Below are 14,790 nucleotides of genomic sequence, written 5' to 3'. Positions count from 1 at the left end.
CCGCTTCAAACCAAAGGACCTGACCATGATCGACGCCCCGCGACCCTCGCTCGCCCTGTTGGGGCTCGGCCCCATGGGCGGGCCCATGGCCCGCAAACTTCTGGACCTTCGCGGCGATCTCACCGTCTGGAACCGGACGTCCGCAAAAGCGGAACCCCTGATCGCGCTGGGTGCCCGCGCCGCCACATCACCGGCTGACGCCGCGTCCGACGTCGTACTCACGGTCTTGCCAGATCTGGAACAGGTCGAATCGCTGATCCCCGGACCAGATGGATTGCTCGCCGGCTGGGCAGCAAAAGGCATCACGCGTCCGGTCCTCGTGGTTCACGGGACGGTTTCGCCGACCGCCGTCGCGGCCTTTGCTGACCGTATGCTCCGGGAGCACGGGGTCACGGTCCTTGATGCGCCGGTCAGCGGCGGCACCGTCGGCGCGGAGAGCGGCACCCTCAGCATCATGGTCGGTGGCAACCAGAACGCAGCGAACTCGGTGGAGCCCGCTCTCAGGGCCATGGGCACTACCGTCCGGTACATGGGCCCGAGCGGCTCGGGGGCTCTCGCCAAGGCGTGCAACCAGATCGTTGTCGCCGCAACGGTGACTGCAGTTTCGGAAGCCATGCTTCTGGCCCGAAGCGGAAGTCTCGATCTGGCGGTCATGCTCGAGCTGCTGCAGGGCGGGCTGGCCGATTCCGCTGTCCTCCGGCAGAAGGGCCACCGATGGATCAGTAACGACTTCGACGGCGGCGGCAGTGCCAAGAACCAACTGAAGGACCTCAGATTCATCCAGGATGCGGCATCTGCAGGAGGCCTTGAACTGCCGCTGAGCACTACGGTGACGGGGCTGTTCGACGAGATGGTGGCCCAGGGCGACGGCGCCCTTGACCACACAGGCATCCACCGCACCCTGGCGTTTCGATCTCAGGTGTCAGGGGAAACCTCAACAAAGTGACACTCACTCAAAGGTGCTTGTGCGTCCCTTAGCTGCTGATTGTTGGTGCGGGACGGATTCGTGTGGAATCTTGAGGCGTCAGACTGCGACGGCGGATGCCAACACCGCTCGGGCCGGCTGGCAAGACTGGCGCTCGATCAGCCTGACGGGAATGACGTTTTTACGCCGGAACCTCTTGTCGGGCGTCGCGATTCGGGCGAGGATGCGCTCGGCAGCAATCCGTCCGACCTGACGAGGGTTCTGGTCGATGACTGACACTGAGGGTTGGAGGACATCCGCCATGGGAAAGTCGCCAAAACTGATGAGCGCAATGTCGCTTCTTTTCAAAGCCTGAAGGGCCGGGAAAACGCCCGTTGAGAACCGCGCGTTGGAGGAGAAGATAGCCGTAGGCGCATCGCTCAGTGCCAGCAGGGTCTTGCAGACCTGGGCGGCAGCGTCCGCGTCGCGCGACCCAAGCACAATCAGATCCTCGTCGATCGCCAAACCGGCATCGTCAAGGGCGGCACGATAGCCTTCCAGGCGCAGCCTCGTGGTGGGGACGTCCGGTGAGTCTCCGACGATGGCGATGCGGCGGTGGCCGTGGGAAATGAGGTGCTGCGTCGCTTCGAAGGCGCCGCCGAAGTCGTCTTCGACGAAGTAGTCGGCGTTGAGCTTGGTGGGTACGCGGTCAATGAAGACGATGGGGAAGCTGTCCTGCCACCGGGCGAGGTAGGACTGATCGGCTGCGATCGGGGCGATAATGAGGCCGTCGATCTGGCGGCGGACCGTCGCTTCAATGATGCTTTGCTCCAGGGACGGGCTATCCCCGAGGCTGGTCACGACGATGGCCATGTCGTGTTCGCGTGCCGCCAGCTCAATCCCCTTCGTGACGGCAGCGAAGAAAGGATCGGCGACATCAGGCACAGCGATGCCAATGACGGCGGATTTGCCCTCGCGGAAGGTGCGCGCGAGCATGTTCGGCACGTACTTGAGTTCGCGCATTGCCGACTGAACGCGCTTCCGCGTGTCTTCCGTGACGTGCGGGTCGTCGTTAAAAACCCGGGAAACCGTCTTGGCACTCACTCCGGCGCGCGTGGCCACATCCTGCATCGTAGTCACGGTTCGGCTCCTTCATTGTTCGCTGGGCACACCCTACAGGCTGGGCTGTTCGAAAGCGGGAACACCTCCACTGCAAAAGATGTCATCGGTGACAATCCGCCGCCCACCCCATCCTGCCCGATGTTCGCAGTAACTTCAAGCAACTCATGTCATCGATGACATGAGTTTTTCGGTTTTCCTTGACATCGATGACATGGGGCATCTAAGTTTCTGTAAGGCAGGTCACAGCGAGTTCCTCGAAGCCGAAGGTTAGAGCCACTCGATCCAGACCTGCGAGTTTGATTCAAGGCAGCGCTTCAAGGGTGTAGCAGCAGAGCTTCTTCACCGTGGCATGACCAATGGAGGAGACAGTGATGAACACTGCTGAAGTTCGAGCCCAGGTTTCCCAGCAGGAAGCCGAGCATCTGACGTGCACCTTGGATGAGCTGGTAGAGCGGGCCCGTACCCTCGCTGTCAGCGGAAGCCGGCGCATCCTGGGCATTGCGGGAGCGCCGGGTGCAGGAAAGTCCACTGTGGCGCAGGCTATCGCCGATGCCTTGGACGGCCAGGCTGCCCGGGTCGGAATGGATGCTTTCCACTTGGCCAACGGAGTTCTTGCTGCACGTGGCTTGACGGACCGCAAGGGCGCTCCGGACACGTTTGACCCCTGGGGATATGCCAACCTGCTGCGCCGGCTCAAGGCGAACGGCGAGCCGGTTGTCTATGCCCCGGTGTTTGATCGCAGCCTGGAGGAATCGATCGGCTGCGCGATCCCGGTGGCCCGCGAGGTTCCCGTGGTCATTACCGAAGGGAATTATCTTCTCCTGGACGCCGAAGGCTGGCGGGAGAGCCGGGCGCAGATCGACGAGGTCTGGTTCCTGGACCTAAGCGACGACGAGCGGCAGCTGCGGCTGCTCCGGCGCCACGAAGCCTTTGGAAAGCCGCCCGCGGAAGCAGAAGCGTGGGTACTAGGCAGCGACCAAAGGAATGCCGCGGTCGTTGCTGCTACCCGGGAACGCGCCGATTTGATCATCGACCTGAGCTATTCCCACAGCCGTGAGAACTTCACGAAGGCCTGAATGAAGAGGAAGACAGAAGTGACAGCACAACGAAGTGTCTCCGGCTGCAGGGCCGGGGCCGCCGCATTCGTCCCGTACCAGCTGACAGGTGTTACACCATGACAACAATCCCCGTTTTGGAAGCCCGCGGCCTCACCCGCAGCTTTGGCAATGTACGCGCCCTCGACTGCGTCGACTTCGATGTCAACGCAGGCGAAGTGGTTGCCCTCATAGGTGACAACGGCGCCGGAAAATCGACCCTCGTAAAGGCACTGTCGGGAAACCTTGCTTTGGACTCCGGCAAGATCCTGTTTGCCGGCGGCGAGGTTGAACTGACTTCCCCGAGCCATGCCAGCAGCCTGGGCATCGAAACCGTCTATCAGGACCTTGCCCTGGCACCACACCTGAACGCGGCCCAAAACATGTTCCTGGGCCGCGAAATCCCCAAGCCCGGCTTTCAAGGGCGGCTCGGGTTCATGGACAACAGGACGATGCTTGCCAAATCACGGGAAGCCTTCGATGAACTTGGGGCTACGGTTCGAAGCCTGTCCGACCCAGTTGGCAGCATGTCGGGAGGCCAGAAGCAGGCAATCGCCATTGCACGGGCTGTTGCCTGGGCCAAGGGTGTCATCTTCCTGGACGAACCGACAGCCGCGCTGGGAGTCGTGCAGACAAAAAACGTACTCGAGACGATCCGGCGGGTCCGTGACAAAGGTGTGGGCGTCGTGTTCATCAGCCACTCGATGCCGCACGTCATCGATGTAGCCGACCGGATCCAGGTCCTCCGGCTCGGACGCCGGGTGGCTACCTACGAGGCGAAGAAAACGACTGTGGAAGAACTAGTCGGAGCAATGACCGGCGCACTTGATGGAGCACACTCATGACCACAACCAAGGCCGTACCCCGGACAGCCGGGACGGCACCCGAGATTTCACGCGCACACACCCTCCGACGAGTTCTCCACGTTCAATCGTTCCAGATCCTGCTTGTTCTGATGGTCATCTTCCTGGCCTTCACAGCGCTGGCGCCGGACGTGTTTCCGACTTGGGGCAACGTCCGCCAGATCATCCAGAATGTCTCCATCCTGGGTGTCCTGGGTATTGGCATGACTTTCGTCATCGTCACCTCGGGCATCGACCTGTCCGTTGGATCCAACCTTGTCTTCTCCGGAGTCGTGGCGGCAAAAGTGATGCAGGCCATGGGCGATTCGGGATGGGGAACTGCGATTGTCGGTATCCTCGTCTCCGTCGGATGCGGGCTCGGTTGGGGTCTTCTCAACGGTGTTCTCATCGCGAAGGCCAAGGTGCCGCCGCTGATTGTCACCCTGGGAACACTTGGCGGCGCCTTGGGGCTGGCGCAGGTCATCACAGGCGGCGTGGACATCCGCGAAGTCCCTGCGGTTCTCCAGGACACCATCGGATACGGCAACGTTCCGGGAACCACCTGGCCGACAATTTCCCTGATCGCGATGGTCCTGATCCTGATCTTCGGGACCGTACTCCACCGGACCAGATTCGGCCTCTACACCTTCGCCGTTGGCTCCAATGAGGAATCCGCCCGCCGGGTTGGCGTGAAAGTGGACCGCCAACTGATTTCCATCTACGCACTCTCCGGTGGCCTTGCCGGCGTGGCAGGCATCCTGTCACTGTCCCAGTACGGCACCACCGCCATCGCCGGTCAGTCAGCGACAAACCTTAACGTAATTGCCGCTGTCGTGATCGGTGGAACGTCACTCTTCGGCGGTGTCGGCACCATCTTCGGAACCGTCATTGGCCTGTTCATCCCCGCGGTACTCCAAAACGGCTTCGTCATCGTCGGCATTCAGCCGTTCTGGCAGCAGGTGGCAGTCGGTGCCGTTCTCGTCCTCGCCGTCTATGTCGATCAGCGCCGCCGGGCGGCGGCAGCCCGAGGGCAGTCCGCCAAGCCTGACGGCAAAAAGAAGTTGTTCGGCCGACGCTCCAACTGATTTTCCCCCCGCATCAAACCTGTCCAAGCAAACTAGGAGCTACACAATGAAGTTGACCCCTAAAACCACCCTGCTCGCGGCCGCACTCCTCGCCGCAACGTCCCTCACGGCCTGTGCCGGCGGAAGCGCCTCGGCCGGGAACTCAGCCGGAGACCAGCCCAAGCTCACCTTCATCCAAGGTGTCGCCGGTGACGAGTTCTACGTCAGCATGCAATGCGGCATCGACGCCGCTGCCAAGGCAGCCGGCGCAACGATCAACACGCAGGGGCCGGCCAAGTTCGACCCGACCCTTCAAAAGCCCATCGTGGATTCTGTTGTGGCATCGCAGCCGGATGCCATCCTGATCGCGCCAACGGACGTGGCCGCAATGCAGGCACCCTTGAAGGCTGCTGCGGCAGCGGGCATCAAGGTCATCCTGGTTGACACCACTGTGCAGGACCCCTCATTCGCCGCGTCTGCGATCGCCTCGGACAACAAGGGCGGCGGCCTTGAGGCCTTCAAAGCAATCAAAAACCTTAGCCCCAACGGGGGCAAAGTCCTCGTAATTTCGACCGACCCCGGTGTCTCAACAGCCGATGCCCGTGTTGCGGGCTTCGAAGAGGGCGCCAAAGCTGACTCAGCCTTCCAGTACCTGGGAGTGCAGTACAGCCACAACGATCCGGCTGAAGCCGCCAGACTCGTTTCCGCTGCGTTGACCAAGGACCCGGACATTGTCGGAGTCTTCGCGGCCAACACCTTCGCGGCAGAAGGAACAGCTACAGGCATCCGCCAGGCCGGCAAACAGAATCAGGTGAAGATCGTCGGCTTCGATGCCGGGCCGGCACAGGTCAAGCAGCTCAAGGAGGGCATCGTCCAGGCCCTGATTGCACAGGAACCGGCATCAATCGGCACCCAAGGTGTGGAGCAGGCCCTCAAGGCCATCAAGGGCGAGCCCACAGAGAAGGAGATCCAGACCGGGTTCAAGCAGATCACCGCAGACAACATCAGCGGTGACGGCGCGAAGTACGTCTACAAGTCCTCCTGCTAACAGCGAGCGTTCCGGTGCCGTTGTCCGCCCACTCGCAAGCTGGCAACGGCACCATTTCACCTCTCCCGACCAAAGAGAAGAATGACATGACGTCCCTGAATGAAGCGGCCCTTCCAGAAGCGGCAGGCCTGCTACCCATCCCCTCGTATCAGCGCCGCGCGGTACGGACCGGGATTGTTCACTTCGGCGTCGGCGGATTCCACCGATCGCACCAGGCAATGTTCATCGACCGCCTCCTGACCCTGGGCGGCTCCCAGGACTGGGGAATCTGCGGCGTCGGAGTGCTCACCTCGGATGCCCGCATGCGCGATGTCCTCGAAGACCAGGACGGCCTGTACACGCTGGTGCTGAAGGGAGCGGATGGCACCGAAGACGCCAGAATCATCGGTTCCATCACAGAGTACTTGTATGCCCCCGACGACCCGGCAGCGGTGATCCGCAAACTCTCAGATCCTGCTACCCGCATCGTCTCCCTGTCCATTACCGAGGGCGGCTACAGCATCAGCGACGGCACCGGTGAATTCGATCCCCGTACGCCGGACATTCTCCACGACCTGAAGCAGAAGGCCGTTCCACGCTCCGCGTTTGGTCTGATCACCTCAGCCTTGGCGCACCGCCGTGACCAGGGCACGGCCCCGTTCACCGTCATGTCGTGCGACAACATTCAGGGGAATGGCAACGTCGCACGCAAAGCGCTCGTCGCCTTCGCCGGACTCAAGGATCCCGAACTGGCCGGCTGGATCGCCGACACCGTAGCCTTTCCCAACTCCATGGTCGATCGCATCACCCCCGTCACCACCGACCATGACCGGGCTGCGGTGACCGAAGCCTACGGATTCTCAGATGCATGGCCGGTCGTTGCCGAGCCATTTGAGCAATGGGTTCTCGAGGACAAGTTCACCGCCGGACGTCCGTCTTTGGAAGACGTCGGTGTGCAGATCGTGGACGACGTCGAGCCTTATGAACTTATGAAACTTCGGCTGCTCAACGCGAGCCACCAGGTCATGAGCTATCTCGGCTACCTCGCCGGATATCGGTTCGTCCATGAGGTCTGCGCCGATCCGCTGTTCGCCGAGTTCATCAGCGGCTTTATGGAACGCGAGGCGACACCCACCCTGCGACCCGTGCCCGGCATCGATCTGCCAGCGTACCGGAACGAACTCATCCACCGCTTCGCCAACCCCGCCATTCGTGACACCCTCGCCCGCCAAATGGTCGACGCATCCGAACGGATCCCCAAATTCGTGCTTCCGGTGGTGCGTGAACAGCTTGAACTCGGAGGCCCAATAGACCGGGCCGTGCTCGTGATCGCCGCCTGGGCGCGGTTCCTGGAAAGCACAGACGAACATGGCGAACCGGTAGCCATCACTGACCGGCGCCTGGACGAACTTCGCGCGGCTGCCCGTGCGGACCAGGTAGAGCCGGGTGCCTTCCTCAACCTGACCGAAATATTTGGCGACCTGGGCCGGAACGCCCGCTTCGCCGCCGCGTACCGGCAGGCCAGCGAAGCCCTGGAATGCTCCGGGGCGCGAACCGCCGTTCAGGACCTGACCGAACTCTTGATGCCTACAAGGAGTACTTCATGACCGACTCACCCACAGCCAGCACGGCAGTCGAAGCCCGATCTGCAACAACCGAATTCAACGGCCGCTCCATCCTGGTCACCGGAGCCAGCGGCGGCATCGGGGCCGCCACCGTCCGGCAACTCACCGCCGCGGGGGCGAAGGTCATCGCCAGCGCCCGCACGCTCGAGTCCTTGGCGCCGCTCTGCGATGAAACCGGCGCCCAGCCCTTGGCATTCGACCTGACCTCCGAGGAAAGCATCAGAGACGCCCTCGAGGGCCTGGACCTGTGGGGCGTCGTGAACTGCGGCGGTTTCGGCGGCGAAATCGCCACACCGCAGGACACCGACATCGACGTCTTCGACAAGGTCATCAGCATCAACGCCCGCGGGGCCCTCCTGGTCATCAAACATGCGGTGCCCTCCATGATCCGCCAGGGCAATGGCGGTGCAATCGTCAACGTCTCCAGCCAGGCCAGCATGGTCGCACTTCATGGCCACATCTCCTACGGCTCCTCCAAAGCCGCCCTGGACAACATCACCCGGGTATCGGCCCTGGAACTTGGCAAGCACAACATCCGTGTCAACAGCGTCAACCCGACAGTGGTCATGACCGACATGTCCAACTTCTACTGGGGACGACCCGACGTCGGCGGCCCCTTCCTTGAGCAAATGCCACTCGGACGATGGGCCACCGTCGACGACGTGGCCGGCCCCATTGTCTTCCTGCTCAGTGACGCCGCCGCCATGATCACCGGCGCTTCCCTCCCGATCGACGGCGGCTACACCAGCCGCTGACCGCCGTTCCCGGCGCGGGGCGCCGCGACCCGACCTCAATGTGAAATGGATGACAATGAACCTGACCGAAGAACCCGCAGCCGAGGCGATTATCGTCTGCGGAGTGCCGGCGAGTGGCAAGACGACGTTTGCTCATGACCTGGCCCGCGAGCTCCACTGGACCATCCTTGACCTGGACACCGTCACGAATCCCTTGTTTGAGCACATGGGCGGCGAATTCCTGGTCGATGTCCCTACAGCACAACCCGCAGCGCGTGCGAGCGTGAACGATATTCGCTACACCTGCCTCTTCGACACCACCCGGGAGAATCTCGCACTGGGCAACAGCGTGGTTGTTGTTGCCCCGTTCACTTCCGAACGCACCTTCCCGGCTGCATGGGCACGGCTTGTTGAGCGCGTCGCGATCCCTGAACCGCGGGTGCACCTCGCCTGGATGGACACCCCGCCGGGCGAAGTCGTGAGGCGAATGCGGCTCCGCGGAGCGGCACGCGACCTCGACAAGGTCAAGAACCCGGAGCGTTTCCTCTCTCCAGAGGTTACGCAGGCCCCCGGCGTCGCTCATATCCGAATTGATGGCTTACTTACGCCGCGTCAACAGCTCGAGCACTTCCTGTCGGACTTCGCTGTGCGCGAGGCCGTGCACTGAGCCGCCGCTAGCAGCTACCACGCCGTTCCTCTACCGAGGGGCCATGCCTCCCAAGGCGCAGCTCCTCCGAGACGCGATTCGTCGTGCCCTCACGACGGCGTTTTCCGGTGCATCCGGCCGCCGGACCCCAGACCCTCACAAGACCAAAACCATCTAAGTAGGAGATACCAGTGAACACTCTCACGACTCTCGAGCGCCGCGGCATGGCAGCGATCTCGACCCCCGGCGGCAAGATGCTCATCGTTGCAGCCGACCAGCGCAACGGCATGAAGGCCGTTATGAACGACGCACCAGGCGGGCCGAACTCCATTACGGCCGAGCAGCTCTCCGACGCGAAGGTGGACCTGGTCCGCTACCTGGGAAACGCCGCACCGGCCATCCTGCTCGATCCTGAGATTGCCCTGCCCCGTGTGGCGGATGAGGGCGTTCTCTCCCGCGACACCGCGTTGGTTGTCGGCCTTGACGCTTCGGGCTTCGACACGGTCGACGGCCTTCAGTACACAAAGTTCGTCCCGGGAATGACGCCGCGCAGGGTGCGCGAACTCGGCGGCGACGTGGCGAAGATGCTCTGGTACATGCGCCCCGATCTTCAGGACGCCAGCTCGCGCGTCGCGGATGAAATCCGCGAACTCGTCACGGCATGCACCGACGAAGGACTCCTCCTCATTGTCGAGATCCTGGTCTATCGCCTTGAAGACGAAAGCGAAGAGGCTTACGCTGCTGCGTTCCCCGGACTCGTCGCCGGTGCTGCCCGGCTGTCCGTCGAATGCGGCGCCAAGGTCCTTAAGCTGCAGTACCCCGGATCCGGTGAGGCCAGTGCCTTGGTCACCGAGGCGGCCGCAGGCGTGCCGTGGGCCGTACTGTCTGCAGGCGTGGACCACGAGACGTTCATCAGGCAGGTAGAGATCGCTGTCGCAAACGGTGCCGGCGGCGCCATGGCGGGACGCTCGCTCTGGAAGGACAGCCTGGCTGTGTCGGCAGAAGTCCGCGAGCGACTGCTGACGACGCGTGCGCTTCCCCGCCTGCAAGAGCTCGAAGCCGTTGTGGACGGGACGCTGGTGGCGTCCTAACGCGCCACCATCTGCTCAGCGCCCCATGAGGCTGGCGGACGACGGCGGGAGGTCCCACCGTCGTCCGCGTCTCCCGTGTCAGGAGTCCAGCAATCCGCCGCTGGCCCAGCGCCGTACGGCGAGCTTCTCGGCGGCGTCGAACTCCAACAGCGCCACCCGGCACAGTTCCTCGACGTTTGCGGTCCAGGCTGCCGCGAGGCCTTCGGCCGTCGCCTCGTCGGTGAGCGGGAAATTGACGTAGGCCAGGCCCTGAAGGACAAAGCTCACGGCGTTGCGGGAGACCGGCTGGTCCGCGTTGACGCAGTCGTCCCTCACCTGCCGGGACAGTTCGGTGCGGTTGAGTGGATGCTCACGAAGCCTGACTTCCATGGACTGGAACATCTGGCGGAATTGGGCTGCGGAAAGGGCCGGCACGTCCGTCACCCTGGTGACCTGTTCCTCGATGCCCGGCTGCAGGTCCGCGGGCGCAGGTAGGTCCTCGCTTGAGAACCGCTTCGCGTCCCAGACCCAGCCACCTTGTGCCGGGGAGTATTCGACGCCCTGGCCGATCTGGGACACCCACGTCCCAAACTTTCCCCAGCCGCCCCAGTCCGTCTTCAGGGATGGCTCTGCCGTGAGTGCCCGGTGGGCCACCATCGCGCCGTTTACCGGTCCCGGAGCGGCGCGGACGAACTCAAGGACCTCACGGATGGCGGGCGAGGCGGACTTGGCCTTCACCTTCCCCGCCGGCTGGACAGTCTGCTGCTTCCCGGCCGCCACCGCATGAACCGGCTCCACCGTTGAGCCGTTGAGGATGGCGACGAAGTCGTGGGATTCCACCACATGGTCCGCCATCTCCCGGTACGCGAAGGCCACGGCGCCGGCCGCGATGACTGTGGTCATCCGGTCAGCGGCCCGGAACCGTTGGATCAAGGATGTGAAATCGGCATCAGCGGAGGCGATGAAGAACTCTTCGATGCCAACATTTCCGGACAGCGCGTCCATTGCATCGAGAACCAGATTGATGTCCGTGCTGCTCTTGCCGCGCTGCGTCAGCGACGGGCAGTCGATCACGCGGAAGCCGGCGCGGGTCCAGTATGTCCGGTACTTCGAATACACCACCGGGTTCAGGTAGCAGTTGCGGATCAGGAACCGGCGGGCGTCCTCTCCGGAACTGCCGGCTGACAACGCGTCGGCCCAGTGCTTCGGGTCCTCGGCAAAGCGCTTCGCCGCCAGCGGATCCAGCGCCTGCAGGCCGGTGAAGACATTGTCGAAATCAACAAACATCGCAGCTCGGATGCCAGGCCTGCGGGACGGTGGGTGCGCCTCATTCATTGGCCCAGTGTGCCAGCAACGGCTCGAACTGGCGACACGCCCTGCTGCGCCACGCCAGGAGCTCTTGTCGATGCCCTGTCCATGCCGCATTTATGCGGCGTGCAATTTATCTAACGGAGATTAATATTCCGCTTTGTGGTGCTTTTTCTGGAAACTGGCATTAAGAATATAAGTGTGTATGGTATCGGGTAGACACAAAGAATAGAAAGGTGTGATTCCATTGTCAGGAAAATCGCCCAAGAGCGTCAGCGCCAAAAAAGCGGGAAAATCAATTCTCGAAAAAAGAGCTGATAAAAGAGCTAAAAACGAATCCAGCGAAACTCTGTTCGCAAAGCCGCGCAAAAACCAGCGCTAATAAACTCGGGCAGCCGAATGCGAGACTCCTAGCCCCATTCGGCTGCCCGCCACCACTCCCGCCGCCGCTGGGACCGCACGCCATTCGTTTGAGTCACAAGGACAAGACCATGAACACCACGTACAACGCCCTGATCGTCCCGGCGCACCTCACCCAACCGGTGCGCATCGCAACCGTGGACACGGGCATGCCGGCACTGCAGAAACTCGTTGCTGGAAACATTGAATCCATCACCAGCAGGGACTGGCATGTGTACTTGAACGACGAGGGCTACCGCCTGCCCCAGAACGACCGGGCCGAAGTGCTCATCCGCGAAGCAGGCGTCTATCTCATTGACACCCTCAACGGGACGGCAGTGTTCCTCGGGAATGGAGGCCGCGGAGATGAATCCGATGCACCCGGGCACCTCATCCGGCTTGCCGAGCAGCTTTTCGACGTGCCGCTGGCGGCCTGACTACTCCGGCGTCGCCGACGGGGCCGCAACAGAGGCGGGCTGAGGCTGGGAGGTGGGGCCGCCGTCGTGCGTCACTTCGGTAGCCACAGCCGGTTGGGCGCGGCTCCTCGGCGCTGGCAGTGTCAGCACGAACAGGCTGCCGGCGATCATCGCGGCGCCGGCCCAGCCGAGTGCCGGCAGGCGTTCGCCCACCACAACCACTGCGAGGACCGCCGCGACCACTGTCTCGGAGAGGGACAGGGTGGTGGCCGTGCTGGCGCGGATGCGGGCCAGGCCCCAGCCAAACAGAACGTACCCGGCGAACATGGGGACGAGCGCCATGTACGCACCCACCGCAAGGTTCTGCCAGGACGCAACCAAGGGAGCTCCCGTGGCCACAAGTACAGGCATCAGCAGCAGACCGCCGGTCCCGAAGACCGTGCCCATCACCGCCCGTGATGGCACGCCTGTGCTAATGAGGCGGTGCGCGGCCCAGGAGTAGAGAGCGTACGTCAGCCCGGCCATGAGCCCCAGTCCGATGCCCGCAGGTGTGGACCACCCAGAGCCGGATGCAGGAGCTGCATCCGCGTGACCGGCATCGGCGATACACAAGAGCACGGCACCGGTGACACCGAGAACCGCGCCGGCAATCCAACGGCCCGTGAACGGCCGCTTGTCCACGATGCGTTCAATAACCGCGGACGCCAGGGGAGCCGAGCCGATGGACACGACCGTCCCCACCGCCACGCCGGCCAGATGCATGGACGAGTAGAAGGCGAGGGGATACGTGGCGACGGCCAGCGAACCCAAGGCCACCGAGCGCCAGTGGCTGCGCAGGGCAGCGCGGAACGCCATCATGGGCTGCGCCGCAATCGCCGCCTGCAGCAGGCCGCCGAACCCCATGGCCGCTGCGCCGATCGCCAGCGGACTCACATCCGGGGCGAACGTGGCCGCCGTCCCGGTGGTGCCCCACAGGACGGACGCTGTGAGCACAAACAGCGCACCCCACGTGGTCCCGCGAAAACCCGGCGTCTTCACAGGGTGCCGATCATAGTGGCCGCGATCCGCCGTGCCTCCAGGACGCAGCGGTGGTCACCCTCAAGGCCGGCGCGGACCATGGATCCTTCCAGGAGGAATGCCAAGTGCTGCGCCAGGGGAGCGGTGTGCCCGGCAGCGTCCGGCAGAAGCTCGGCCAGGTGCTCAGCCAGCAGCGCCTCCACCTCTTCCTTGTGCCGCCGGACCACTGCGCGTCCGGGGTCCCCGGCAGGCAGTTCGGCTGCCGCATTGAGCAGCCCGCAGCCGCGGAAACCATGCTCGTACGCCAGGTCGGCGTGGTCGGCATAGGCATCGAAGACGGCCAGCACACGGTCCTGTGGGGTGGCCGTCTTCTCGAGCCGCGCCCGGTACAGCCCGAGCCATTCTTCATGCCGGGCGTACAGGTAGGCCGTGACCAGGTCGGCCTTTGACGCGAAATTGTTGTAGAGGCTCTTCTTGGCCACGCCGGCCTCGGCCGTGATGGTGTCAATGCCCGTCCCGGTCAGGCCATGGGCATAGAAACGCCTGGCGGCCGCCTCGAGGAGCGCTTCCCGGGCAGGCCTCCGGGAGGGTCGGGTTACCGCTGCAGTCTGCTTCGCCGTCATGGCCGGTCCTCACTCACTGGAACATTGGTAGGTAGACCAGTCTACCTACCAATTCCGGTTACAGGAAAACGTCGAATCCATCCTGACCAAGCCGGGCACGTCACCAGACGCAAAGCGGACGACGGCGGGAAGTCCCGCCGTCGTCCGCTCACTGCCTGCCCCGGTTACAGAACCTTGCTGAGGAACCCCTGAGTTCTGGCGTTCCGCGGCGAGGAGAAGATCTCATCGGGGGAGCCTTCCTCGACGATCAGTCCCTGGTCCATAAAAAGCACGCGGTCAGCCACTTCCCGGGCGAAGCCCATTTCGTGGGTAACCACCACCATGGTCATGCCCTCATTGGCCAGGTCCTTCATGACGGTCAGCACCTCGCCGACAATTTCCGGGTCCAGGGCTGAGGTGGGCTCGTCGAAGAGCATGATCTTTGGATCCATGGCCAGCGCGCGGGCTATGGCCACACGCTGCATCTGGCCGCCGGACAGGCTCCCCGGGAAGGCCTCCATCTTTTCGGCCAGACCCACCTTTGCCAGCAGCATTTCGGCTTTGGCGCGGGCTTCGTCCCTGTTGACCTTGGCCACCTTGAGCGGGGCCAGCATGACGTTGTCGATGACCTTAAGGTGCGGGAACAGGTTGAAATGCTGGAAGACCATTCCCGCTTCCTGCCGGACCAGGTTGATGTTCGTTTTCGAATCGTCCAACCGGTGCTTGTTGATCACGATGCTGCCGGACGTGATCGACTCCAGGCCGTTCATGCACCTCAGGAACGTGCTCTTGCCTGAACCCGAGGGGCCGATGACGCACACCACCTCACGCTCACGGATGTGGCAGTCAACGCCTTTGAGGACATGGTTCGGGCCGAACTTCTTATTCAAATTCTCAACAAAAATCACAGTCATATTCCG

General features: G+C 63.1%; 15 protein-coding genes. 10 read left to right on the top strand and 5 right to left on the bottom strand.

Going from position 1 to position 14,790, the window contains the following annotated elements; all coding sequences use genetic code 11:
* Positions 1-25 precede the first annotated feature (25 nt).
* Positions 26-946, top strand: a complete 921-nt coding sequence (locus ACX80V_RS11925) for an NAD(P)-dependent oxidoreductase (protein WP_485843294.1) — start codon at positions 26-28, stop codon at positions 944-946.
* 78 nt (positions 947-1,024) lie between these two features.
* On the opposite strand, the gene ACX80V_RS11920 is transcribed toward ACX80V_RS11925, so the two are convergent.
* Positions 1,025-2,035 (bottom strand): LacI family DNA-binding transcriptional regulator, encoded by a 1,011-nt coding sequence (locus tag ACX80V_RS11920; RefSeq protein ID WP_485843388.1) that lies wholly within the window; start codon positions 2,033-2,035, stop codon positions 1,025-1,027.
* Positions 2,036-2,397: 362 nt separating this feature from the next.
* On the opposite strand from ACX80V_RS11920, the gene ACX80V_RS11915 reads away from it, so the two are divergent.
* From ACX80V_RS11915 to ACX80V_RS11880, 8 genes are all read left to right on the top strand, one after another.
* Positions 2,398-3,102, top strand: coding sequence for a nucleoside/nucleotide kinase family protein (locus ACX80V_RS11915; RefSeq protein ID WP_485843293.1), 705 nt, complete (start codon positions 2,398-2,400; stop codon positions 3,100-3,102).
* A 98-nt stretch (positions 3,103-3,200) separates the two neighbouring features.
* Entirely contained in the window at positions 3,201-3,965 is a 765-nt protein-coding gene (locus tag ACX80V_RS11910) for an ATP-binding cassette domain-containing protein (RefSeq protein ID WP_485843292.1), read from the top strand.
* Positions 3,962-5,047: an ABC transporter permease gene (locus tag ACX80V_RS11905; RefSeq protein ID WP_485843291.1), complete on the top strand. Its 1,086-nt coding sequence runs from the start codon at positions 3,962-3,964 to the stop codon at positions 5,045-5,047. The genes ACX80V_RS11910 and ACX80V_RS11905 overlap by 4 nt, the downstream gene beginning before the upstream one ends.
* Positions 5,048-5,093: 46 nt before the next feature.
* A complete protein-coding gene (locus tag ACX80V_RS11900; RefSeq protein ID WP_485843290.1) occupies positions 5,094-6,074 on the top strand; it encodes an ABC transporter substrate-binding protein in 981 nt (326 codons plus the stop codon).
* 86 nt (positions 6,075-6,160) lie between these two features.
* Entirely contained in the window at positions 6,161-7,660 is a 1,500-nt protein-coding gene (locus tag ACX80V_RS11895; protein ID WP_485843289.1) for a mannitol dehydrogenase family protein, read from the top strand.
* On the top strand, positions 7,657-8,433 hold the full coding sequence (locus ACX80V_RS11890) for an SDR family oxidoreductase (RefSeq protein ID WP_485843288.1): 777 nt from the start codon (positions 7,657-7,659) through the stop codon (positions 8,431-8,433). Before ACX80V_RS11895 ends, ACX80V_RS11890 begins: the two co-directional genes overlap by 4 nt.
* Before the next feature lie 55 nt (positions 8,434-8,488).
* On the top strand, positions 8,489-9,079 hold the full coding sequence (locus ACX80V_RS11885; RefSeq protein ID WP_485843287.1) for a P-loop nucleotide/nucleoside kinase family protein: 591 nt from the start codon (positions 8,489-8,491) through the stop codon (positions 9,077-9,079).
* A gap of 170 nt (positions 9,080-9,249) precedes the next feature.
* On the top strand, positions 9,250-10,149 hold the full coding sequence (locus tag ACX80V_RS11880) for a hypothetical protein (protein ID WP_485843286.1): 900 nt from the start codon (positions 9,250-9,252) through the stop codon (positions 10,147-10,149).
* A gap of 78 nt (positions 10,150-10,227) precedes the next feature.
* On the opposite strand, the gene ACX80V_RS11875 is transcribed toward ACX80V_RS11880, so the two are convergent.
* Positions 10,228-11,463, bottom strand: a complete 1,236-nt coding sequence (locus ACX80V_RS11875) for an NYN domain-containing protein (protein ID WP_485843285.1) — start codon at positions 11,461-11,463, stop codon at positions 10,228-10,230.
* Between the two features lie 464 nt (positions 11,464-11,927).
* Between ACX80V_RS11875 and ACX80V_RS11870 the strand changes: the two genes are divergently transcribed.
* Positions 11,928-12,272 (top strand): DUF3846 domain-containing protein, encoded by a 345-nt coding sequence (locus ACX80V_RS11870; protein ID WP_485843284.1) that lies wholly within the window; start codon positions 11,928-11,930, stop codon positions 12,270-12,272.
* On the opposite strand, the gene ACX80V_RS11865 is transcribed toward ACX80V_RS11870, so the two are convergent.
* The 3 genes from ACX80V_RS11865 to ACX80V_RS11855 all read right to left on the bottom strand — a co-directional run bounded on the left by ACX80V_RS11865 (position 12,273) and on the right by ACX80V_RS11855 (position 14,784).
* Positions 12,273-13,289, bottom strand: coding sequence for a DMT family transporter (locus ACX80V_RS11865; RefSeq protein ID WP_485843283.1), 1,017 nt, complete (start codon positions 13,287-13,289; stop codon positions 12,273-12,275). It lies immediately after the preceding gene.
* The gene (locus tag ACX80V_RS11860) at positions 13,286-13,891 is read right to left on the bottom strand and encodes a TetR/AcrR family transcriptional regulator (RefSeq protein WP_485843282.1); all 606 of its coding nucleotides are present in this window, start codon (positions 13,889-13,891) and stop codon (positions 13,286-13,288) included. Before ACX80V_RS11860 ends, ACX80V_RS11865 begins: the two co-directional genes overlap by 4 nt.
* 164 nt (positions 13,892-14,055) lie before the next feature.
* A complete protein-coding gene (locus ACX80V_RS11855; protein WP_276203716.1) occupies positions 14,056-14,784 on the bottom strand; it encodes an amino acid ABC transporter ATP-binding protein in 729 nt (242 codons plus the stop codon).
* Between the last annotated feature and the right edge of the window lie 6 nt (positions 14,785-14,790).

This window comes from Pseudarthrobacter arbutini (genome assembly GCF_054510915.1).
This window is presented reverse-complemented; position numbering and strand designations above follow the sequence as displayed.

Coding starts and splice junctions, on each gene's coding strand:
- ACX80V_RS11875 (WP_485843285.1), bottom strand. CDS start 11,463: ATGAATGAGGCGCACCCACCGTCCCGCAGGCCTGGCATCCGAGCTGCG.
- ACX80V_RS11925 (WP_485843294.1), top strand. CDS start 26: ATGATCGACGCCCCGCGACCCTCGCTCGCCCTGTTGGGGCTCGGCCCC.
- ACX80V_RS11890 (WP_485843288.1), top strand. CDS start 7,657: ATGACCGACTCACCCACAGCCAGCACGGCAGTCGAAGCCCGATCTGCA.
- ACX80V_RS11920 (WP_485843388.1), bottom strand. CDS start 2,035: ATGCAGGATGTGGCCACGCGCGCCGGAGTGAGTGCCAAGACGGTTTCC.
- ACX80V_RS11895 (WP_485843289.1), top strand. CDS start 6,161: ATGACGTCCCTGAATGAAGCGGCCCTTCCAGAAGCGGCAGGCCTGCTA.
- ACX80V_RS11855 (WP_276203716.1), bottom strand. CDS start 14,784: ATGACTGTGATTTTTGTTGAGAATTTGAATAAGAAGTTCGGCCCGAAC.
- ACX80V_RS11870 (WP_485843284.1), top strand. CDS start 11,928: ATGAACACCACGTACAACGCCCTGATCGTCCCGGCGCACCTCACCCAA.
- ACX80V_RS11900 (WP_485843290.1), top strand. CDS start 5,094: ATGAAGTTGACCCCTAAAACCACCCTGCTCGCGGCCGCACTCCTCGCC.
- ACX80V_RS11910 (WP_485843292.1), top strand. CDS start 3,201: ATGACAACAATCCCCGTTTTGGAAGCCCGCGGCCTCACCCGCAGCTTT.
- ACX80V_RS11915 (WP_485843293.1), top strand. CDS start 2,398: ATGAACACTGCTGAAGTTCGAGCCCAGGTTTCCCAGCAGGAAGCCGAG.
- ACX80V_RS11885 (WP_485843287.1), top strand. CDS start 8,489: ATGAACCTGACCGAAGAACCCGCAGCCGAGGCGATTATCGTCTGCGGA.
- ACX80V_RS11905 (WP_485843291.1), top strand. CDS start 3,962: ATGACCACAACCAAGGCCGTACCCCGGACAGCCGGGACGGCACCCGAG.
- ACX80V_RS11860 (WP_485843282.1), bottom strand. CDS start 13,891: ATGACGGCGAAGCAGACTGCAGCGGTAACCCGACCCTCCCGGAGGCCT.